The sequence below is a fragment of the Kitasatospora sp. NPDC056651 genome (assembly GCF_042792155.1).
In the GTDB taxonomy this organism is placed as follows: domain Bacteria; phylum Actinomycetota; class Actinomycetes; order Streptomycetales; family Streptomycetaceae; genus Kitasatospora.
Genome location: NZ_JBHTWX010000002.1, coordinates 90,224 through 110,690, shown reverse-complemented (window position 1 = coordinate 110,690; position 20,467 = coordinate 90,224). Strand labels below are relative to the sequence as shown.

20 protein-coding genes are annotated in these 20,467 nt (G+C 74.7%); 10 read left to right on the top strand and 10 right to left on the bottom strand.

Annotated features, from left to right (window positions below; translation table 11 throughout):
- Nucleotides 1-28: 28 nt before the first annotated feature.
- Both ACFRAR_RS02115 and ACFRAR_RS02110 read right to left on the bottom strand, forming a co-directional pair.
- The gene (locus ACFRAR_RS02115; RefSeq protein WP_380693884.1) at nucleotides 29-2,107 is read right to left on the bottom strand and encodes an AAA family ATPase; all 2,079 of its coding nucleotides are present in this window, start codon (nucleotides 2,105-2,107) and stop codon (nucleotides 29-31) included.
- A gap of 389 nt (nucleotides 2,108-2,496) precedes the next feature.
- Entirely contained in the window at nucleotides 2,497-3,138 is a 642-nt protein-coding gene (locus ACFRAR_RS02110) for a uridine kinase (RefSeq protein WP_380693708.1), read from the bottom strand.
- Between the two features lie 350 nt (nucleotides 3,139-3,488).
- Here ACFRAR_RS02110 and ACFRAR_RS02105 point away from each other — a divergent pair, with 350 nt between their 5' ends.
- Complete coding sequence (locus tag ACFRAR_RS02105) at nucleotides 3,489-4,652, top strand: acyl-CoA dehydrogenase family protein (RefSeq protein WP_380693706.1); 1,164 nt, start codon at nucleotides 3,489-3,491, stop codon at nucleotides 4,650-4,652.
- Nucleotides 4,653-4,725: 73 nt separating this feature from the next.
- On the opposite strand, the gene ACFRAR_RS02100 is transcribed toward ACFRAR_RS02105, so the two are convergent.
- Nucleotides 4,726-5,214, bottom strand: a complete 489-nt coding sequence (locus ACFRAR_RS02100; protein WP_380693704.1) for a hypothetical protein — start codon at nucleotides 5,212-5,214, stop codon at nucleotides 4,726-4,728.
- A gap of 277 nt (nucleotides 5,215-5,491) precedes the next feature.
- Between ACFRAR_RS02100 and ACFRAR_RS02095 the strand changes: the two genes are divergently transcribed.
- The 4 genes from ACFRAR_RS02095 to fxsA all read left to right on the top strand — a co-directional run bounded on the left by ACFRAR_RS02095 (nucleotide 5,492) and on the right by fxsA (nucleotide 10,120).
- Nucleotides 5,492-5,932: an Lrp/AsnC family transcriptional regulator gene (locus ACFRAR_RS02095; RefSeq protein ID WP_045694655.1), complete on the top strand. Its 441-nt coding sequence runs from the start codon at nucleotides 5,492-5,494 to the stop codon at nucleotides 5,930-5,932.
- A 31-nt stretch (nucleotides 5,933-5,963) separates the two neighbouring features.
- A complete protein-coding gene (locus ACFRAR_RS02090; protein ID WP_380693702.1) occupies nucleotides 5,964-7,571 on the top strand; it encodes an amidohydrolase in 1,608 nt (535 codons plus the stop codon).
- A gap of 232 nt (nucleotides 7,572-7,803) precedes the next feature.
- The gene (gene lnt / locus ACFRAR_RS02085) at nucleotides 7,804-9,486 is read left to right on the top strand and encodes an apolipoprotein N-acyltransferase (RefSeq protein WP_380693699.1); all 1,683 of its coding nucleotides are present in this window, start codon (nucleotides 7,804-7,806) and stop codon (nucleotides 9,484-9,486) included.
- A 55-nt stretch (nucleotides 9,487-9,541) separates the two neighbouring features.
- Nucleotides 9,542-10,120, top strand: coding sequence for an FxsA family membrane protein (gene fxsA / locus ACFRAR_RS02080; protein WP_380693697.1), 579 nt, complete (start codon nucleotides 9,542-9,544; stop codon nucleotides 10,118-10,120).
- A gap of 224 nt (nucleotides 10,121-10,344) precedes the next feature.
- Here the strand turns inward: fxsA and ACFRAR_RS02075 are convergent, their stop codons facing one another.
- The 3 genes from ACFRAR_RS02075 to ACFRAR_RS02065 all read right to left on the bottom strand — a co-directional run bounded on the left by ACFRAR_RS02075 (nucleotide 10,345) and on the right by ACFRAR_RS02065 (nucleotide 12,913).
- Nucleotides 10,345-10,719, bottom strand: coding sequence for an RNA polymerase-binding protein RbpA (locus tag ACFRAR_RS02075; protein ID WP_188300504.1), 375 nt, complete (start codon nucleotides 10,717-10,719; stop codon nucleotides 10,345-10,347).
- A 277-nt stretch (nucleotides 10,720-10,996) separates the two neighbouring features.
- The gene (locus ACFRAR_RS02070; RefSeq protein WP_380693694.1) at nucleotides 10,997-12,610 is read right to left on the bottom strand and encodes a hypothetical protein; all 1,614 of its coding nucleotides are present in this window, start codon (nucleotides 12,608-12,610) and stop codon (nucleotides 10,997-10,999) included.
- A gap of 108 nt (nucleotides 12,611-12,718) precedes the next feature.
- A complete protein-coding gene (locus tag ACFRAR_RS02065; protein WP_359827363.1) occupies nucleotides 12,719-12,913 on the bottom strand; it encodes a hypothetical protein in 195 nt (64 codons plus the stop codon).
- 335 nt (nucleotides 12,914-13,248) lie between these two features.
- On the opposite strand from ACFRAR_RS02065, the gene ACFRAR_RS02060 reads away from it, so the two are divergent.
- The 4 genes from ACFRAR_RS02060 to ACFRAR_RS02045 all read left to right on the top strand — a co-directional run bounded on the left by ACFRAR_RS02060 (nucleotide 13,249) and on the right by ACFRAR_RS02045 (nucleotide 15,978).
- Complete coding sequence (locus tag ACFRAR_RS02060; protein WP_380693692.1) at nucleotides 13,249-13,683, top strand: ankyrin repeat domain-containing protein; 435 nt, start codon at nucleotides 13,249-13,251, stop codon at nucleotides 13,681-13,683.
- A gap of 24 nt (nucleotides 13,684-13,707) precedes the next feature.
- Nucleotides 13,708-14,223, top strand: a complete 516-nt coding sequence (locus ACFRAR_RS02055; RefSeq protein WP_380693690.1) for a GNAT family N-acetyltransferase — start codon at nucleotides 13,708-13,710, stop codon at nucleotides 14,221-14,223.
- 73 nt (nucleotides 14,224-14,296) lie between these two features.
- Complete coding sequence (locus tag ACFRAR_RS02050) at nucleotides 14,297-15,370, top strand: serine hydrolase domain-containing protein (protein WP_380693687.1); 1,074 nt, start codon at nucleotides 14,297-14,299, stop codon at nucleotides 15,368-15,370.
- Between the two features lie 107 nt (nucleotides 15,371-15,477).
- Nucleotides 15,478-15,978 (top strand): NUDIX domain-containing protein, encoded by a 501-nt coding sequence (locus ACFRAR_RS02045; protein ID WP_380693685.1) that lies wholly within the window; start codon nucleotides 15,478-15,480, stop codon nucleotides 15,976-15,978.
- Between the two features lie 7 nt (nucleotides 15,979-15,985).
- Here ACFRAR_RS02045 and ACFRAR_RS02040 read toward each other — a convergent pair whose 3' ends face one another.
- The 3 genes from ACFRAR_RS02040 to ACFRAR_RS02030 all read right to left on the bottom strand — a co-directional run bounded on the left by ACFRAR_RS02040 (nucleotide 15,986) and on the right by ACFRAR_RS02030 (nucleotide 18,374).
- Nucleotides 15,986-16,651: a vitamin K epoxide reductase family protein gene (locus tag ACFRAR_RS02040; RefSeq protein WP_380693683.1), complete on the bottom strand. Its 666-nt coding sequence runs from the start codon at nucleotides 16,649-16,651 to the stop codon at nucleotides 15,986-15,988.
- Between the two features lie 92 nt (nucleotides 16,652-16,743).
- Nucleotides 16,744-17,547, bottom strand: coding sequence for a DsbA family protein (locus ACFRAR_RS02035; RefSeq protein WP_380693681.1), 804 nt, complete (start codon nucleotides 17,545-17,547; stop codon nucleotides 16,744-16,746).
- A 152-nt stretch (nucleotides 17,548-17,699) separates the two neighbouring features.
- Nucleotides 17,700-18,374: a hypothetical protein gene (locus ACFRAR_RS02030; RefSeq protein WP_380693679.1), complete on the bottom strand. Its 675-nt coding sequence runs from the start codon at nucleotides 18,372-18,374 to the stop codon at nucleotides 17,700-17,702.
- Nucleotides 18,375-18,538: 164 nt separating this feature from the next.
- Between ACFRAR_RS02030 and ACFRAR_RS02025 the strand changes: the two genes are divergently transcribed.
- Nucleotides 18,539-19,417 carry a CHAD domain-containing protein gene (locus ACFRAR_RS02025; protein WP_380693676.1) on the top strand — a complete coding sequence of 293 codons (879 nt, stop codon included), beginning with the start codon at nucleotides 18,539-18,541 and terminating at the stop codon, nucleotides 19,415-19,417.
- 186 nt (nucleotides 19,418-19,603) lie between these two features.
- Here the strand turns inward: ACFRAR_RS02025 and ACFRAR_RS02020 are convergent, their stop codons facing one another.
- Nucleotides 19,604-20,392, bottom strand: a complete 789-nt coding sequence (locus ACFRAR_RS02020; protein WP_380693674.1) for a uracil-DNA glycosylase — start codon at nucleotides 20,390-20,392, stop codon at nucleotides 19,604-19,606.
- Nucleotides 20,393-20,467 lie beyond the last annotated feature (75 nt).

Sequence of the window (20,467 nt, the reverse complement as noted above, 5' to 3'; positions counted from 1 at the left end):
CGGGGCGGCGACGAGCCCCGGCCGTCGATCAACCCCGGCCGTCGATCAGCTCCCCGTACGCCTGCACCAGGTCCGGCAGCCGCAGGGTGGCCAGGTCCTCCCGGCCCGGCGGCTCGCGCAGCAGCGACAGCCGCAGGTCCCGGTAGGCGCAGGACTTCTCGTACAGGGTGCGGATGAAACGGCCGTTGCCCAGCTCGTCGATCCAGCCCTCGTGGACCACGTGGGTGCAGATGCTGGCCAGTTCCTCGGCGGCGTCCTCGTCCCAGCCGTCGCCGTCCCGGCCGGCCAGCGCCGCGCCGATCGCGGTCAGCTCGCCGGGACGGTAGCTGGGGAAGTCGACCCGGGTGGTGAAGCGGGAGTTGAGACCGGGGTTGGTGGCGAGCAGCCGGTTCATGCCCTCGGGGTAGCCGGCCAGGATCACCACCAGCCGGTCCCGGTTGTCCTCGGCACGCTTGAGCAGCACCTGGAGTGCCTCGTCGCCGTACGCGTCGCCCTTGGTGTAGCCGGAGTTGGACAGGCTGTACGCCTCGTCGATGAACAGTACGCCGTCCAGCGCGGAGTCGATCAGCTCGTTCGCCTTCACGGCGGTCTGGCCGAGGAACTCGCCCACCAGGTCGGCCCGTTGGGCCTCCACCAGATGGTCGCCGGAGAGCAGGCCGAGGGCGTGGAAGACCCGGCCGAGGATGCGGGCCACGGTGGTCTTGCCGGTGCCCGAGGGGCCGGAGAAGACGAAGTGGCGCTTCGGCGGCTGGACCGGTAGCCCCTGCTCGGCCCGCAGTCGCGACATTCTCAACTGGGCGGACAGTGCCCGTACTTGGCGCTTGACCGGCTCCAGGCCGACCATCAGGGAGAGTTCGGCCAGGGCCGCGTCCAACTCCCGTTCGTCACCGTCGCTCCGGGGCTCGGGCGAGGCGGCGGTCCGGGGCTGTGCCTGTCCGCGGCCGGGCGGCGGGGCCGGTGCGGCGGGGCCGGCGGGGGTGCCCCAGCCGGAGCGCTCCCCGGCGGGCCGCGGTGCGGCGTCCGCCAGACCCGCGTCCACCGAACCGGCGTCCACCGAGCCGATGTCCGCCGAACCGGCGTCCACCAGGCCCGGGTTCACCGAGCCGGTGTCCGTCCGGCCGGTCTCCAGCGAGGGGCCGTTGCCCGAGGGCGCCACGCCGGACGGGCCGCCGATCGTGACCCCGTCGCCGGAGACCGTCGCGCCGCTCGGCCCGCTCGCGCCCTCGAACTCCTCGCCGTACTCCGGCATCCCGGCGAACCCGCCGTCGTCCGGGTAGTCGGCCTCGAGGCCCGGGTCGCCCGCCGTACCGCCGTCGGCCGCCCCCGAGCGCCCGCCGGCCGGCTGCCCGCCGGTGAGCAGCCCGCCCGCCGGCAGGACGTCCCCGAGCCCGTCCGCGAGCAGGTCCTCGGCGGCGATGGCCGCCAGCCGCGTCGCGGTGTCCATGAACGCGGGGTCGGCCCGGTGCACCGCCCGGTAGAGCGGCAGCGCCGCCGCACTGCGCCCGGCGCCCTCGTACGCCCGCGCCAGCCAGTACCGCAGCTCCTTGCGCTGCGGCTGCTCGGAGCGGCAGCGGGCCAGTGAGGCGGCCAGCGGGGCCTGGGCCTGGGCGCACATGTCCAGCCGGACCCGCGCCATGCCGGCGAACAGCCCGGCCTCGATGCCGAGCAGCGGGTCGTCCAGCAGGCGGTCGGTGTCCCGGATCAGCTGTTCCCAGTCCTTCAGCAGGTAGGCGCGACAGGCGTACAGGAAGCGGGCGCAGGGGTCCTCGGTGGGGGTCGGGCACTGTTCCAGCGCCCGGTCCAGTTCGGCGAGATGGCGTCCGTCCAGCCAGTGCGAGGCGTGGGCCAGCGCGAGGTCGCGGGCGTCCTCCAGCACGGGCTGCACCCACCAGCCCAGCCAGTACCAGGAACTGAGCGGGCGTCGGTGCAGCCGCCGCTGTTCGCCGAAGCGGTTTCGGTTGCGGTACATGGCCAGCAGGGCCGCCGAGGTGTCGCTGCGCAGCGCGTGCAGGCCGAGCCAGGCGTCGGCCATGCCCGGGTCCAGCCGGACGGCCGCCCGGAACTCCTCCTCGGCGCGGGCGTAGGCGCCGGCCGTGTAGGCGTCCATGGCGCGCAGCCAGGCGCGGTCGGCGAGCCGGTCCGGCCCGCCTTCCGTGCTGTCGGAACTGTCCACCGTCGTCACTCACGCCCCCCGCGGTGCGGCCCGGGGCTCGGCCGGCGAGTCGCCTGCGCCTTGCCTGGCCGGTGGTCGTCGACCCCCTGTGGCGCAACTGCGCCTGCCAGGAATCGTACCGGCGCGGGGCTGATCCGTAAGGGTGCCGTACAGGGTCAAATGCGACGGTGTGAGCGGCCGTTGAGCGGTCGGGTGACGAAACGGGCGGCGGGGGAGCGAGTTTCGGAAGCGGACCGGACGGCGCCCCTGGCTCACGGGGGAACAAGCCGGGGGCGCCGGGTCCGAGGCGACCGGAATCGTTCGTTCCGGTGGCTGGTTCGAACCTAGGTCCTGGTGATGTCGCAGGTCAAGGAACTGGTTGAAGATTCACCCACGGTGCCCGGCGCGATCCGGCCGGTCACCCCGTCGACCCGGGTCGCGGCGTACGGGCGGCTCGGATCGGCGGCGAAATGCGCCGATTCGGCCCGGGCCCAGCCCGCCCAGAACTCGGCCAGTTCCGGACCGTCCCGTTCCTCGCCGCGCCGCCTGGCCGAAACGGCGTCCAGCTCCATCCAGACCACCCGGGCCAGCCACGGCCGCACCGCCCGTCGTCCCGCGCCGACCCCCTCCACCAGGACCACCGGGGCGACCGGCGCCGAGGCCGTGGCCGCGAAGCGCCGCGACGTCCAGTCGTACACCCGGTACTCGGCGTCCCGCCCGGCGGCCAGCGGCTCCAGCACCTGCTCGCGCAGCCGCCCGGTCCAGCCGAACGGCTCGCGGTGGGTGGCCAGGTCGTCGAGGTGCACCACCGGGGCGCCGCCGAGCGCCGCCGCCAGCCGTCCGGTGAAGGTGGTCTTGCCGGAGCCCGCGTGCCCGTCCACCGCGACCAGCCGCACCGGTCCGCAGGAGGGCGCCAGCGCGCGCAACTCCCCGGCGAGCTCGGCGAGCGCGGTCGGCCGCTCCTCCACGGCGGCCCGGTCGTCCACGGCGGGCCGGCCTTCCGGAGCGGGCCGACGCTCCGCGGCAGTTCGGTCCGCCGCGGCGGACCGGAACGGGACCGGGACGGGGCGGAGCGACGGTGCGACGGTCCTGAGTGGAGGAGGGGCGGGTTCGAATGCAGCCACAACGTCAACCCTACGGTGCCGTAGCCCGCCACTGCGGACAGAACATCTGTGCAGGTCGTGACGCCGGGGCGGGTTTCGGGCATACTCGCCTTCGCCACGACTGTGAACGACCGTTCACCGCGACCCGGTGCCGGTCGGGCCGATCTGCCAGACCCGCGCCGGACCGGGCCGACACCTGCGTCCGGCGCCCGATCGAGGAGGCGACCACCGCCATGACCCCCTCCCCTGCGAAAGCCGTGGAGCGCCAGCTGCCCAGCGAGGAGGCCCGCGAGCTGCTGGGTCTCACCCGGGACCTGGTCCAGCGCGAGCTCCAGCCCCGCGCGGCGGAGGACGAGGCCGCCGGCCGCTTCCCGCGGGAGGTCTTCCGCACCCTCGGTGAGGCCGGCCTGCTCTCCCTCCCCTACGAGGAGCGGTACGGCGGCGGCGAGCAGCCCTACGAGGTCTACCTCCAGGTGCTGGAGGAACTCGCGGCCGGCTGGCTCGCGATAGGCCTCGGCGTCAGCGTGCACACCCTGTCCTGCCACGCGCTGGCCACCTTCGGCACCGACGAGCAGCGCGACCAGTGGCTGCCCGCCATGCTCTCCGGCGAACAGCTCGGCGCCTACTGTCTCTCCGAGCCGCAGTCCGGCTCCGACGCGGCCGCGCTGCGCACCCGGGCCGACCTCGACGGCGACGCGTACGTGGTGAACGGCACCAAGGCCTGGATCACCCACGGCGGCCAGGCCGACTTCTACAGCGCCCTGGTGCGCACCGGCGCCGACGGACCCAAGGGCATCAGCTGCCTGCTGGTCCCCGGCGCCCAGCAGGGGCTGTCCGCGGCCCCGCCGGAGCACAAGATGGGCATGCGCTCCTCGCCCACCGCGCAGCTGCACTTCGACGGCGCCCGGGTCCCCCGTGAGCGGCTGGTCGGCGAGGAGGGGCAGGGCTTCCAGATCGCGCTCGCCGCGCTGGACTCCGGCCGCCTCGGCATCGCCGCCTGTGCGATGGGCGTCGCCCAGGCCGCGCTCGACCTCGCGGTCGACTACGCCCGCACCCGGCGGCAGTTCGGCCGCCCGATCGCCGAGTTCCAGGGCCTGTCCTTCCTGCTCGCCGACATGGCCACCCAGATCGAGGCCGGGCGCGCGCTCTACCTCGCCGCGGCGCGGCTGAAGGACGCCGGCCGGCCGTTCTCCAAGGAGGCGGCGATGGCCAAGCTGTTCTGCACCGACACGGCGATGCGGGTGACCACCGACGCCGTCCAGGTGCTCGGCGGCTACGGCTACACCCAGGACTTCCCGGCCGAGCGCTACATGCGCGAGGCCAAGGTGCTCCAGATCGTCGAGGGCACCAACCAGATCCAGCGCCTGGTGATCGGCCGCCACCTCACGAAGGCCTGACGCCTTCCCCCTACGGCCTCCGGCCGTCACTCCAGGGTGCGGAGTGACGGCCGGAGGCGCTTCGCTGTGGGCGTCAACTCGCCTTGGCCGCACGGGCGGTACGGGCGTTGCGGGCGTTCATCGCGGAGCGGCGGCGCTGCTCCGGGATCGCGGACCGGAGCGCCGCGACGGTCGGCACCGCGGGCACGGGGGGCGTGTCCTGGCCGACGGCGGCGAGCAGTACCGGGCGGTGCGCCACGGCGTGCGAGAACGGCTGGGTGCGCCAGTCCAGCCCGTTCGGGAGCTTGGACAGCGCGTCGAAGCCGGCCGGTTCGGCATCCTCGGGGGCCTCGACCTCGGCCAGGTCGTCGGTCGGCGCGCCCGAACCCGGGCAGACGGCGGGGGCGAAGGGGTTCCAGGCGGTCGGCAGCAGCGCGTGCTGCGGCAGCCGCTCCTCGTCCGCCGGCAGCGCGATCGGACGGCGGCACTCGGGGCAGTGGACCCGGAGGACGTCCCAGGCGTCCGCCTCGCCGGGGTCGGTGCCCGGCATGTGGTCGACCGCGAGGTCCTCGCGGTCGGTCATATCGTCAGACTCGTCAGCGCCCAGCACACGCTGGTCAGTAGCAGGCATGAGGATCCCCCTAGGATCGGGCCCGACATGGTCGTCCAGGGCCACAACCAGCACTTCCCTGCGATTCGGACTCATAACCCTGCGGTGTCGTGCACCGTGATGCACCGGGTGTGCCCTTGGTCACACCCGATGCCACATTCACCCGGCATGTGCCCCCTTGGCACCTGCGATCCTTCACCGTGCCACCGCGTGCGCCCCCCGTGCTCCCGACCGGGTAGGTTTGCGCACTGTGGAGGATCTCGACCAACGCATCGTCCAGCTGCTCCTCGAAGACGGCCGGATGAGCTACACGGACCTGGGCAAGGCCACCGGCCTGTCCACCTCGGCGGTGCACCAGCGAGTGCGCCGCCTCGAACAGCGCGGGGTGATCCGCGGCTACACCGCGATCATCGACCCGGACGCCGTCGACCTGGCGCTGACCGCGTTCATCTCGGTCAAACCCTTCGACCCGAGCGCCCCCGACGACACCCCGGAGCGCCTGGCCGGCCTGCCGGAGATCGAGGCCTGCCACAGCGTCGCGGGCGACGAGAACTACATACTGAAGGTCCGCGTCGGTGCCCCCGGCGACCTGGAGGACCTGCTCGCCCGCATCCGCAGCGCCGCCGGCGTCTCGACCCGCACCACCGTCGTCCTGTCCACCCCGTACGAGGCACGACCCCCGAAGCTCTGACCGCGAACCGGTGGGGTGCAGACTTGGCGGCATGACCGAAAGCACCCCCCCGACCGTCCTGCTGCGCGGCGGCGCCGTCTACAGCCCCGCCGACCCCTTCGCCACCGCGATGCTCGTGGAAGGCGGGCACGTCGCCTGGGTCGGCAGCGACGGCGCCGCCGAGGCGTACGCCGCGACCGCCGACGAGATCGTCGAGCTGGACGGCGCCCTGGTCACCCCCGCCTTCGTGGACGCCCACGTGCACGCCACCGCCACCGGGCTGGCGCTCACCGGCCTCGACCTCACCGGCAGCCCCTCGCTGGCCGCCGCCCTGGCCGCCGTCACCGCCTTCGTCGATGCCCGGCCCGAGGCCGACGGGGTGCTGATCGGCCACGGCTGGGACGAGACCGGCTGGCCCGAGGGCCGCCCGCCCACGCTCGCCGAACTCGACGCCGCCGCCCGCGGCGCGGCGCTCTACCTCTCCCGCACCGACGTCCACTCCGCGCTCGCCACCACCGCGCTGCGCACCCTCACCGAGGGCCTGGCCGAGGCGCCCGGCTTCGACCCCGAGGGCCCGCTCACCAAGGACGCCCACCACGCCGTCCGGCAGACCGCGCTCGCCCGCCTCACCCCCGACCAGCGCCGCCGCGCCCAGCGCGCCACCCTGGCCCGCGCCGCCGAACTCGGCATCGGCGCGCTGCACGAGTGCGCCGGCCCGGAGATCTCCTCCGAGGCCGACCTGGCCGCCCTGCTGGCCCTGGCCGCCGACGGCGAGGGGCCCGAAGTCTTCGGCTACTGGGGCGAGTCGGGTGGCGTCGAAACCGCCCGCAGGCTCGGCGCGGTGGGCGCCGGCGGCGACCTCTTCGTGGACGGCGCGCTCGGCTCGCACACCGCCTGCCTGCACACCCCGTACGCCGACGCCGAGCACACCGGCACCGCCTACCTGACCGCCGAGCAGGTCGCCGACCACGTCGCCGCCTGCACCGAGGCCGGACTCCAGGCCGGCTTCCACGCCATCGGCGACGCGGCCGTCACAGCGGTCGTCGAGGGCGTCCGGGCGGCCGGCGAGCGGGTCGGCGCCGACCGGGTCAAGGCCCTGCGCCACCGGGTCGAGCACGCCGAGGCGCTGGACGACAAGGCCGTCGCCGCCTTCACCGAGCTCGGTCTGACCGCCTCCGTCCAGCCCGCCTTCGACGCCGCCTGGGGCGGCCCGGAGGGCATGTACGTCCAGCGCCTGGGGGCCGAACGGGCGGCTGCCCTCAACCCCTTCGCCGCCCTGCTGCGGGCCGGCGTCCCGCTGGCCTTCGGCTCGGACGCCCCGGTCACCCCGCTCGACCCCTGGGGCACCGTTCGCGCGGCCGCCTTCCACCAGACCCTGGACCACCGGATCTCGGTGCGTGCCGCCTTCACCGCCCACACCCGTGGCGGCTGGCGCGCCATCGGCCGCGACCAGGACGGCGTGCTGGTGCCCGGCGCGGTCGCCAGCTACGCGATCTGGGCGGCCGGCGACCTGGTCGTCCAGGCCCCGGACTCCCGGGTGGCCGGCTGGTCCACCGACCCACGCTCCGGCACCCCCGGCCTGCCCGACCTCACCCCCGGCCACCCGCTGCCGACCTGCCTGCGCACGGTGGTCCGCGGCCGCACCGTGTACCAGCGGTAGAACCGGCGGTAAAAAGACGTGGAGCGGCGGGGCGCGGGCTTCCAGGTCGACCACCATGACCGAACCGGCACCCGCCGACTTCACCGTCCCGCGCGAGCCGCTCGCCCCGGAGTTCCGCCTGGTACGCCCCGCGCTGACCCCTCTGTCACCCTGACCGCACGGGCCGGCGACGTTCCGGGGTACCTTCTTCGCACAGCGTCCGAACAGCAAGCCCCAGGAAGATGGTGCGCCGGTGGCCACTCCCGTCACCCAGGAGCGGTCCGGGACCGCACCCGAGCCCCAGGAGCCGGAAGCGCCCCGGCCGAGCCGGACGGCCCGCGCGCTCGCCAAGGTCCGCGCCGGACTGCCCCGTACCGGCCTCGCCGCCCTGTCCGGCCTGCCCCGTACCGGCCTCGCCGCCCTGTCCGGCCTGCTGCTGGCCTTCGCCTTCCCGCCGTACGACCTGTGGCCGCTGGCGCTGCTCGGCGTCGCCGCGCTTTCGCTGCTCACCCGGGGCCGCACCTTCCGCCAGGGCCTGTGGACGGGCTTCGCCTTCGGCCTGCCGTTCTTCCTGATGCTGCTCAGCTGGCTGCGGGTGGTCGGCTGGGACGCCACGGTCGGCCTGTCCGTCATCGAGGCGCTGTTCCTCGCCCTGCTCGGCGGCGCACTGGCCGTCACCTCCCGGCTGCCCGGCCGGCCGCTCTGGGCCGCCTGCCTGTGGATCACCCAGGAGTGGGCCCGGGACCGGCTGCCGCTCGGCGGCTTCCCCTGGGGCCGGCTGGCGTTCGCCAACACCGCCACCCCGTACACCCCGCTGGCGGCGCTCGGCGGCGCACCGCTGGTGACCTTCGCGGTCGCGCTCTCCGGCACCCTGCTGGCCTGGGCCGCGCTGCGCCTGCGCGGGCCGGGCCGGGCCCCGAAGGCGGCCGCGCTGGCGGCGCTCGGCGCGGTGGCCGCGCCGCTCGCCGGCTACCTGGTCCCGGTGCCCACCGTCGCGGCCGACACCGTCAAGGTCGCCATCGTCCAGGGCAACGTGCCCAACCCGGGCATGGACTTCCTGGGCCGCCCGATGATGGTCCTCAACAACCACGCCTCGGCCACCGAGCGGCTCGCCGCCGACATCGAGGCCGGCAGGGTCGAGCGCCCGGATATCGTGATCTGGCCGGAGAACTCCTCCGACCTCGACCCGTTCAGCGATCCGCTGGCCCGCCGGCGGATCGACGAGGCCGTGAAGGCCGTCGGCGTGCCGACCCTGGTCGGCACCCTGGTGGACGGCCCGGATGCCCAGCACGTCCAGAACGAGGGCATCGTCTGGGACCCGGTCACCGGCCCCGGCGCCTCCTACACCAAGCAGCACCCCGTCCCGTTCGGCGAGTACGTGCCCTTCCGCGCCCAGCTGATGAAGGTGATCACCCGCCTCCAGCGGGTCGCCCGGGACTTCTACCCCGGCGACCACAACGGCGTGATGCAGCTCGGCCCGGCCCGGATCGGTGACGTGATCTGCTTCGAGGTGGCGTACGACGAGATCGTCCGCGACACCGTGGACAGCGGCGCCCGGGTCCTGGTCGTCCAGACCAACAACGCGACCTACGCCAAGACCGGCCAGCCCGAGCAGCAGCTCGCGATGAGCCGGCTGCGGGCCGTCGAACACGGCCGGGCGGTGCTGATCGCCGCCACCAGCGGCATCAGCGCGGTGATCTCGCCGGACGGCAGCGTCCAGCAGCGCACCGAGGAGCTGACCGCGGCCGAGCTGTCGGCGACCGTCCCGCTGCGCGACGGCACCACGGTGGCCGACCGGGTCGGCGCCGTCCCGGAGTGGACGCTGGCCGTCGGAGGCCTGCTGGCCTGCGCCGCCGCCGTCCTGATCGGCCGCCGGAAGAAGTCCTCGAACGGAACACCGGCCGAACGGGAATCGTTGGACCAGGTGGTGCCGTAGCCGGCCCGGACCTCCCGTGCGGCGCGCAGAGCACCGCTTGGAGTGGATTCGTACCGTGACCCAGCAAGCTACCCCCACCCGTCCGGCCCCCCGTAGCAGGCTCCGCCGGGCGCTGCCGCTGCTGATCACCGCCTGGCTGGTGCTGGAGATCTGGCTGCTGGTCCAGGTCGGCTCGTGGCTGGGCGGCCTCACCGTCGTGCTGCTGCTCATCGCGGGCGCCCTGATCGGCGGCTCGCTGATCAAGCGGGCCGGGCTGAAGGCGCTGTCGGCGGCGATCGAGCAGAGCAAGAACCCGCAGTCCCAGCAGCCGCAGACCGGCACCAGCATGACCGTGCTGGCCGGCCTGCTGCTGATCGTGCCCGGCTTCCTGTCGGACCTGATCGCCCTGACGCTGCTCTTCCCGCCCACCCGGGCGCTGTGGCGGCTGGCCGGGCGGCGGGCGGCGGACCAGGTGCTGCGCCGCGCCTCCGCCGCCGGCACCGACCCGCTGGCGGACGCGATGCGGCTCCAGGAGCAGCTGCGCATCCACCGCCCGGACGGCAAGGTGATCCAGGGCGAGGTGGTGGACCCGGAGGCCGGCCCGCGCGGGCCGCAGGGCCCGGACACCGGCTACCGACCGCCGCTGGCGGGCTGACGGCCGGAGGGCCGACGGCGGGCCCCTCGGGGGACGGCGCGCTCCGTCCGGCCCCGAGGGGCCCGTCGTCCGTGCGGTGCGACGGGCCCGCCGCACGGCCGACACGAAGCGGCCGACACGAAGCGGCCGACACGAAGCGGACAACGCGAAGCGGACAACGCGAAAGGGACCCTGGTGACCAGGGTCCCTTTTCGCGTCCTCCCGCTCGCGGCGGGAGCGAGGTGTCAGGCGCTCTTACGGGTGTCCCGCGGGTGCACCGCGAGGTTCATCCCACCGGAGCGGAGCACGGCCAGCCGCTCGGCCAGCACCTCCTCCAGCTCCTCGCGCGTCCGGCGCTCCATCAGCATGTCCCAATGGGTGCGCGTCGGCTTGGTCTTCTTCTCCTCCGGCTCGTCACCGTCGAGAAGCGCCGCCTCCTGGCCACAGAAGCGGCATTCCCAGGTCGAGGGGATCTCCGCCTCGACCGAGAAAGGAACCTCGAAACGGTGTCCGTTCTGACATGCGTACTCGACGGTCTGGCGGGGAGCCAGATCGATACCACGGTCGGTCTCGTAGCTAGTTGCCCCGAGTCGCGTGCCGCGGAGAGCTCGCTCGCTCATGAATCGTGCCTCCCGGGCTTATGGCCCACAGGACTAGTGGTCGCTGTTCTTCGTCGTTCGGTCAACGCTCGGCTTCCGACGAAGATTCCCGTCCCGGGACATGCGTCGTCTGTTGTGCCGCCCCTGTTTGTACCCACCAGCGCCCGATTTGTCACATCTGGCCGGTGATATCACCCCAGGTGTCACCTATTTCACATCTGGTGATGGTGCGGACTTTCTGTGACGAGCCTACCCGGAGGGCATTCGGCGGTGGCGTCCGGCCCCGCCGTGCCGGAGGTCAGGAGATCGGGCGTGAACGGATCATCGGCTCGCCCTTGGCCAGGTCGACGGGCCGGGCGGGCGCGGCCGGATCGATCGGCGGGACCGCCGGCGGGCGCTCCGGGCGGGGCGGCACGGCGGCGGCCTCGGTGCGGCTGTCCCGGTGCGGCAGCAGCGCGATCACCGCGTCCCGCAGCGGGGCCGGGGCCTCGTCGTCCAGCGGGTCGACGGTGGCGGGCACCTGGAGCCGGACCGGGGCTCCGTTGCCGATCCGGGCGTAGCCGCGGCCGACCGGGGCGTGCCCGGCGGGCGCGATGTCCAGTGGCACGCCGAGCACGGCGCGGCCCTCGTCCGGGCCGGCCGGGCCGAGCACCACGCGGGCCCGGGTGGTGGCGCGGACGGTGGGGGTGATCCGGTCCAGGGCCTCCAGGTCGTCGGCGATCACCACGGTGACCCGGGCGGCCCGGCCGTGCCGCAGCGGGAGTTCCAGCAGGTCCTGCGGGTCGGTCCGGCCCTCGGCCCGGGCGAGCTCGCTCAGTTCGGTCGGGTGGTCCAGCAGGAGCCACAGCGGCCGGGTGACGTCCTCGGGCGGCGCGCTGCCGGCGTACCGGGCGGCGTTGAGCGCGGTGAGCCGCCGCTCGGTCTCGTCGGCCGCCCACCCCAGGGCGGCCAGCGCCCCGTGCAGGCTGGTCTCCACGGTGTGCACGCCGGGCCGGTTCACCAGGCAGGCGTGCTCCCCGGTGCCGGCGCCGTCGACCACCACCAGGTCGGCGTACGGGAGGGCCTGGAGGGCGACCGAGCGCAGCAGGCTGGAGGTGCCGTAGCCGGTGGTGCCCAGCGCCAGCAGGTGCGGTTCGGGCGAGCGCGGGCCGGTGCGCCAGACCACCGGCGGCTGCTGGACGGTGGTGCCGCCCCGGACGACCGGGATGGTGCGGGCGGTGCCGTCCTCGTCGGTGAAGCCCAGCACGATCTCGCCGGGGGCGGCCACGAAGCGCTGGGCGACGATGTCGGCGGGCAGCGGCGCCAGTGCGGTGATCCGCAGCCGGTTGGACTCCTCGTCCCAGTCGAAGCGGTACTCCCGGGCCCGGCCCGCCTTGCCCTGGATCACCTGCTCGATCCGGGCCCGGGCGGTCGGCTCGGTGTCGGTGAAGTACGCGGGGTAGCTCAGCTCCAGCCGGGCGAGCCGGCCCTCGCCGTCGAACTCCCACCCGCTGAAGGCGCTCTTGTGGCTGCCCTCGAAGTGGTACAGCGGGTTGGCGTCCTCGGGGCCGCACAGGTAGGGGGTGAGGGCCGCGTAGAGGGCGCCCAGCTTGACGTCGGCGACGTCCGGTCCGGCGGGCGCGGCCGGCGCCTTGGGCGAGCGGCCGGCCCAGGCGGCGCTGGCCATCAGGGCGACCAGGGCGAACAGCAGGCCGTGCGGCAGCAGGTAGACGCCGATCGCCATGGCGGCGGCCAGGAACAGCGTCGGGCCGCGGCGCTCCTTCGGGGTGTCCTGCCAGCGGGACCTGGCCCAGTCGGCGTGGTGGCGCAGCCCGCGGCCGATGACGGACAGCGGGGCGAACATGTCGGAGGCGTGGTCCCCGGCGGTCCGGGCGATCGCCCGGCCCTTGCTGAGGTGGCGGTTGAGCGGCATTTCCTTGACTCCCCGGGCGGGTGGGGCGGGTGGGGTGCGCGGCTGGGGTGCGACGGGGCCCGGGGCGGTGGGACCCGCGCCCGGGCCGGTGACTGGGGAGTGGGGTGGTCAGAACTTGATGCCGCTGAGCAGGCTGGCGAGGCTGGCGCCGCCGGCGGTGATGCTCGGCGCGATCGAGGAGCCGGCGATGTAGAAGCCGAACAGGGCGCAGACGATGGCGTGGGAGACCTTTAGTCCGTCCCGGCGGAAGAAGAGAAAGGCGATGGTGCCGAACAGGACGATGCCGGAAATCGAGAGGATCACGTTCCGCTCCTCAGGAAGGTGGGGACAAGCGGGGGTGTCACGGAAAGTGCACTCATCGTGACAAAAAGTAATAGATGATGGAACGGCGCAAATGGGTGGTTCTGCCGTTCAATGCCGTCGGAGTGGCCGGGCGCGGTATGCGAACCGGCCGGGGGTGCGGGCCGGGTGTCGTGGGGAATCGGTGAGCCGAGGCATTCCCTGGCGGCGGGCGGGAAGTTTCCGGGGGGTCCGGGAAGTTCGCTCGAATGGCTGCGCGACGCACCGGTGGCGGCCGCTACCATGCGCTGGCGCAGCCCCGTGACCGCCCGACGATCCGACCGGAAAGGCCTTCCGCCATGACCGACGCCGCCAGCCGGCAGCCCGCCGACGCCCCCGACGCCCCCGACGCCCCCGACGCCGAGGTGATCGCCCTCGCCGGGAAGCTCTTCGACGCTGCCCGGGCCGGCGAGACCGACGCCCTGTCCGCCTACCTGGACGCCGGCGCCCCGGCCGACCTCACCAACGACCGCGGCGACACCCTGGTGATGCTCGCCGCCTACCACGGCCACGCCGCCACCGTCGCGGAGCTGCTCCGGCACGGCGCCGACCCGAACCGCGCCAACGACCGCGGCCAGACCCCGCTCGCCGGCGCCGTCTTCAAGGGCGCCGGGGACGTGCTCGACGTCCTGCTGGCCGGCGGCGCCGACCCGCGGGGCGGCACCCCGAGCGCCGTGGACACCGCCCGGATGTTCGGCAAGGACGACCTGGTCGCCCGGTTCGAGGCCCGCTGAGCGGGGACCGTAGGCTCTTCCACCATGAACACCAGCACCACCCGGGACACCGGCACCGTCGAGTTCCGCACCACCGGCTACGCCCACCCCGACGCCCAGGCCCTGTCGGCGGAGGTGCAGCAGGAGTACGTGCGCCGCTACGGCGACCCGGACGAGACCGTCATGCGCCCCGAGGACTTCGAGGCGCCGGCCGGCCTGTTCGTGATCGCCTACCTGGACGGCCACCCGGTCGCCTGCGGGGGCTGGCGGGCCAAGCAAGCCGGCCCGGACGACCTGCGGGACGGTGACGTCGAACTGAAGCGGATGTTCGTGGTCCCCGAGGCCCGCGGCCGGGGCCTGGCCCGCGCGATGCTGCGGCGCCTGGAGCGGTCGGCCGTCGAGGCCGGACGCACCCGGGTCATCCTGGAGACCGGAACCGAGCAGCCCGAGGCCGTCGGGCTGTACGAGTCCGAGGGCTACGCCGCGATCCGGAAGTTCGGCATCTACAAGGACCACCCGCAGAGCATCTGCCTCGGCAAGGAGCTGGCTCCGGCGGTCTGAGCCGCCGCCGCGCGGGGAAGGCTCCCGTCGGCCCCGCGGAAGGGCCTCGGGAGGGCCCTGGGAGGCGGACGCGATGAGCCATCGAGCACCCGGAGCCGACCGGCTCCCCGACCTGGCCGTGCCCGGCGGGGAGCTGGACCGGCTCGTCGGCGAGGGGGCGCGCACCGTCGGGGCGGGCGCCGTCTGGGCCGTCGGCGACGCCGACGGCACGCTCGGCGGCGGCAGCCACGGCGTGCTCGGACAGGGGCGGTACGCGCGGCTGCGGCCCGGGCCGGACACCCTGTACGACCTCGCCAGCCTGACCAAGGTCGTCGCGCTCTGGCCCTGCGCCGGGGTGCTCTGGCAGTCCGGCCGGCTGCCGTTGGACGAACCGCTCGGCCGCTGGTGGCGTCCGGCCGACGGCCACCCCTCGGCCGTGGTGACGGTCCGTCAACTCCTCGCCCACACCGCCGGGATGCTCCCGTACACCCGCTTCGAGCAGCTCTACGGGCGGGACCTCGCGGCGATCCGGTCCGGGGTCGTCGCCGCCCCGCTGCACCGCCCGCCGGGTACGGCCGTGGAGTACACCGACCGGGCCGCGGTGCTGCTCACCCACCTGGTCGAGGACCTCGGGGGCGGGCCGCTGGACGAGCTCGCCGCACGCTGGGCGTGGCGGCCGTTCGGCATGACCGACACCCGGTACGGCCCGCTCGGCGCGGCGCTCGCCGCCCGCACCGCGCCCACCGAGCACGAGGAGCGGGCCGGCGCCCACCTGTGCGGCGTCGTCCACGACCCCTCCGCCCGGCTGCTCGGCGGCGTCTCCGGCAACGCCGGGGCCTTCGCCACCGCCCGCGACCTCGCCCGCTTCCTCACCGCGCTGCTCGACCCGCCGCCCGGACTGCCCTGGGGCGCGCCGTGGATCGAGGAGTCGCTGCGCGAGCAGACCGGCGGCCTCGCCCCCGCCCGCGGCCTGTCCTGGCTGTACGCCCCCGGCACCGAACCCGCCGAGGGCACCCTCGTCCACTACGGCTTCACCGGCACCGGCTTCTGGATCTCCCGCCGGCTCGGCCGCTGGGCCCTGCTGCTCACCAACAAGGTGCACTACGACCGGGACATCCGGCGGCTCACCGAACTGCGCAACGCCTTCCGCCGGGCCGTCTTCGGGTAGCGGGCGGCCGCTGCCACTCGTTCGGGTGGATCGGCGCGAACCGTCGTTTGGCGGGTGGGGACCGCGGCAGATTGTCCCCGGGGGCGGCGGTCGGCGGAGGAGACACGATGACGGAAACCTGGGCACTCACGGAGGAGCAGTGGCTCGCCGGGCTGGTGCGCGCCTACGTCGGGTGCAGTGTGCTGCTGACGGACGAGGCGGGCAAGGTCCTGCTGCTGAAGGCCGGTTACCGCGACCAGTGGCAGTTCCCCGGTGGCGGGATGGACCCGGGGGAGGGGCCCGCCGAGTGCGCGGCCCGCGAACTGTACGAGGAGACGGGCCTGTTGGCCGGACCGCTGCGCCTGCTCGTGGTGGAGTGGCGCGACGCGATCCCCGACCAGGGTGAACACGCCCACCCCGCCGTCCAGTTCATGTTCGACGGCGGGACGGTCGCGCCCGGGGCCGCCGTCCGGCTCCAGGTCGAGGAGATCGCCGACCACGGGTACTTCACCCCGGCGCGGGCGGCCGCCCTGCTGCACCCCGGTGCGGCGCGCCGGCTCACCGGGGCCCTGGAGGCCCGGCGCACGGGCGCCGCCGCGCTGCTGCACTCGCCCGGGTACGTGGGGTGACGGATGGTCAGAGGAGGGTGCTCCAGTAGTACCAGAAGCGGTTCAGGACCAGCAGTGCGATCACCGCGGCCCACAGCACCGGCAGCGCCCAGTGGTACCGCGCCGCCTCCCCGGCGACGACCCGCAGCCGCGGGCCCGCCGGGATCACGCCCGTACGCAGGTTGTGCAGCGTGGTGTACCAGAACAGCACCACCACCGTCGCCCACACCACCATGCAGTACGGGCACAGCGCGCCGATGTCGTACAGCGCCTGGTCGATCAGCCAGTGCACGAACACCACGCCCACCGCGGTGCCCGCGTTCAGGGCCAGCCAGAACCAGCGCCGGTACGCGGCTCCGGCGAGCAGCCCCGCGCCGATCGCCGCCAGCGCGCCGAAGGCGGCCAGGCCGAGCAGCGGGTTCGGGAAGCCGAAGACCTCCGCCTGCTCGGTGCGCATCACCGAGCCGCAGCTGATCACCGGGTTGATGTTGCAGCTGGGGACGTAGGAGGGGTTCTCCAGGATGCGGAGCTTGTCGAAGGTCAGGACGGCCGAGGCGGCCAGCCCGACCAGCCCGCCGAGGAACAGCAGGAGGGCGAGCGCCCGGCTCGCGCCGACCGGCGCCCGGCCGGTGGCGCCGGCGCCGTCCGGGGCGGATCTGCGGGGGTGCGCGGTTTCGGTGGTAGCGGCGGTCATGGCAGCACACTCCGGTGGCTGGCTGGGAGGAGCCGGCCCGGCCGGGAGTCGGCCGGGCCGGGTGGTGCCGTGCGGTCCGGTGGTGGTGCGGCCTACTGGAGGCCGGCCGCCTGCTTGACCTGTGCGGTGAACTGCTCGGGCGAGACGACGGCGTTGCCGGCGAACAGGGTGACGGTCTTGCCGTCCACCTTGACCGTCGGAGTGCCGGTCACCCCGCTGTCGTTGAACGCGTCCGAGACCTTGGCCGCCCACGGCGCGTAGGTCTTGTCGGTCACCGCCTTCACGAAGGCGTCCGTCTTCAGGCCGGGCACCTGGCCGGCCAGGTCCAGGATGTGGTTGACGTCGCCGAAGCCGTCCTCGCGCTCGTCCGGCTGGTTGGCGTACAGCACGTCGTGGAACGCCTTGAACTTGTCCACGCCCTCGTTCAGGGCGGCGCCGGCGGCGGCCAGCGCGGTGCGCGAGCCCCTGCCGCCGAGGTTCTTGTCCAGGAAGGCCGCCAGGTGGAAGTTCACCTTGATCTGGCCGTCCTCGGTGAGCTTCTTGACGGTCTCGCCGTTCGCCGCCTCGAAGTGCTTGCACACCGGGCAGCGGAAGTCCTCGTAGATCTCCATCGTGTGCGGGGCGTCGGCCTTGCCGTAGGTGATCACCGTGCCGTTCTCACCGGAGGCGTTCGCCGGCACCACCAGCGCGGCCGAAGCGGCGGCGGAGGTCTTGTCGTCCTTGGTCGAAGCCGAGTTGACCGCGACGGCGACACCGCCCGCGAGGGCCAGCACGGCGACGGCGGAGACCGCGACGACGATCCGCTGACGGCGCTTGGCGACCTGCTGCTCGCGGCGCTGCGCCTCCTGGATCCGCTCACGGGCACTGACGCGCTTCTTGTTCTTGTCCTGCGACATGGGGAAGTCAACTCCTGTACGCGGCGCGCGGGTGCGCGCGGGAGCCGCACCTGGTGCGGCGGGATCGGTGAACGCGGGAGTCGTGCGCGCTGCCTGCGGGCGTACCGGGGCCGTCCGGCCGGGTACGCGGGGTGATCAGCCGAGAGGGATGATCAGCAGGCAGGCGCGAGAGCGGGCGGGCCGCGCCGGGGCGCCGGGCTCAGCACCACGTCCTCGCGGCGCGGCCGGGCGCGGTCCGACACCGGCAGCGGCACCCGCAGCACCGGACGCGCCGGGGCCGGGAGCAGCAGGGCGACCAGGGCGCGCAGCGGGCCGGCCAGCGACTCGCGCAGCGCGCACAGCGCCCGGGCCAGGCCGGACAGGGCGGCATCGCCCATCCGCAGCCAGGCCGAGGCCGCCAGCGCGATCGCCACGTGCACCAGCAGGAGCAGCAGTTGGGTCGCGGCGGGGGCCAGCTGCCCGGCGTGGCCCAGCGGGCCGCCCAGCAGCGACCCGTCCATCGAACCGCCGCCACAGACCAGCAGGTTCACCCCGCGGGCGGGCACCTGGCCGGTCAGCACCGGTGAACAGCTGGTCTGGCCCAGGTTGAACGCGGTGTTGAGCAGCAGCTCGACCGGCACCATCACGCCGGAGATGTGCAGCATCCGCCGCTCCCCGCCGGCCGGCACGGCCGCGACCAGGAAGACGACGGCACAGGCCGAGGCCACCAGCGACAGCGGCAGCGGGCGGCCCGTGATGACCACCTGGCCCAGCGCGGCCATCGGCACGGCGAGCGCGGTGAACACCGCGGCCCGCAGGGCCCTGGTCGCGTGGGAGGAGATCGTCACGCTCCGGAGTATGCCATGGTGCTCACGTCCGGCACGAGGGCCCGTAGGTCCCTGGTCGGGCCGCCCCGTCCTCAGTAGCCTGCGGGTCTTCCGCCCGGTCGACACCGGCCCGGCCCGGATTAGCCTGGAAGGCGTTCCCGCTGACCCGACGAGGGGGCGCGCGCATGGTGACACCCGAGACCACGGTGGGGCAGGTCCTGCTGGCCCGGATCGAGGCGCAGGCCGTGGTGCTGGCCGGACTGGACGACGCCGTCCGGGCGGACGAGCCGGACGCCGTGCACCGGATGCGGGTCGCCTGCCGGCGGTTGCGCAGCGCCCTGCGGACCTTCCGGCGGCTGTTCACCCCGGGCGCGACCGACGAGCTGGCCGCCGGGCTGCGCTGGCTCGGCGCCGCTCTCGGCGGGGCCCGGGACCGCGAGGTGCTGGCCGGACGGCTGGTCGCCGAGGCCCGCGAGCTGCCCGCCGAATGCGGGCCGCGCCGGGTCGCCGACGCACTGGAGCGGTGGGGCGAGGCCGACTACCGCCAGGTCTGGCCCGAGGTGCTCGCCGCCCTCGACGACCCCCGCCGACGGGCCCTCGGCGAGGCCCTCGCCGCCCTCCTCGCCGACCCGCCGCTGCGCCCGCGCGCCGCCCGCGGCGCCCTCCCGGAACTCTCCCGGATCGCCGCCCGCGAGCAGCGCCGTACGGCCGAACGCGTCCGCACCGCCCTCGCCGCCGCCCCCGAGGACCGGGACCTCGCCCTCCACGAGGCCCGCAAGGCGGCCAAGCGGGCCCGCTACGCCGGTGAGACCGCCGCCCCGGTGGCCGGCGCCCGGGCGGACCGCTACGCGCAGCGGATGAAGGCCGTCCAGGAGGTGCTGGGCGAACACCAGGACGCCGTGGTCGCCGCGACCGCGCTCGCCGCCAACGCCGCGACCGGCGGCGAGCCCTTCGGCTACGGCGTCCTGTACGCCCGCCAGCTGGTCACCCAGGAGGGCGCCCGCCGACGGCTGCCGGACGTCTGGCGGCGGGCGGGCGGACGGAAGCTGCCCCGGTTCGGGTAGCGGGCCGCGCGCGACGTGGCGTCGGCCCGCCGATGAGCGGCCGGCGCCCGTTCGCGGGGGTTCCCTCGCGCCGGGCGGCCGGGCCTTCGGGTGGCGGGTCCGGCCTGTCGGTGGCCGCCGGGGTCACGGGTGCTCGCCGTTCCGCCCGCGGCGCCGCGGTGCGTGGGCCCGGCGGGGCGTGCCGTGTTACCTCGGGTGGAGGCCCGCGGAGAGGGCGGCTTCGCGCAGGAGGTCCCGGAGCATCGCGGTGGTGAGCCGGCCGGTGTTCGTGTTGCGCGGGCTCACGTGGTAGCAGCCGTACAGCTGGAGCGGCGGGCCCCCGTCGGTGGCGGTGAGGGTGACGTGGGCGGCGTGGCCGAAGGCCGGGCGGGGGCGGGGGACCTGCCAGCCGGCGTCGGCGATCACCGGCAGCATCGCCTGCCAGGCGAAGCCGCCGAGGGCGACGACGGTGCGCACGGTGGGGCGCAGCAGCTGGAGTTCGCGGGTGATCCAGGGCCGGCAGGTGTCGCGTTCGGCGGTGCTGGGCTTGTTGTCGGGCGGGGCGCAGCGGACCGGGTCGGTGATCCGGACGCCGGACAGCTCCAGGCCGTCGCCGTGGCGGACGGACTCGGGGCGGTTGGCGAGCCCGAGTTCGTACAGGGCGGCGTAGAGCAGGTCGCCGGACGGGTCGCCGGTGAAGATCCGACCGGTGCGGTTGGCGCCGTGGGCGGCGGGGGCGAGGCCGACCAGGACGAGCGGGGCGTCCGGTGGGCCGAAGCCGGGGATGGGGCGGGCCCAGTAGTCCCAGTCCTGGTAGGCGCGGCGCTTGGTGCGGGCGGTCTCCTCGCGCCACTCGACCAGGCGCGGGCAGGCCCGGCAGCCGGTGACGACGCGGTCCAGCGCGGTGAGGCCGCCGGCCCGGGCGGCGGCCTCGGCGGGGTGGCGGGGGTCGTCCGGGTCGTCGGCGGGGGAGGAGGGCACGGCCTCGTGCGGCATGGCCGAGATCCTAGGTCCTGTCCGGCCGATCTTGCCCGGCGTCGCGGGCCCGGCGAGATCGGCCGGACAGGACCC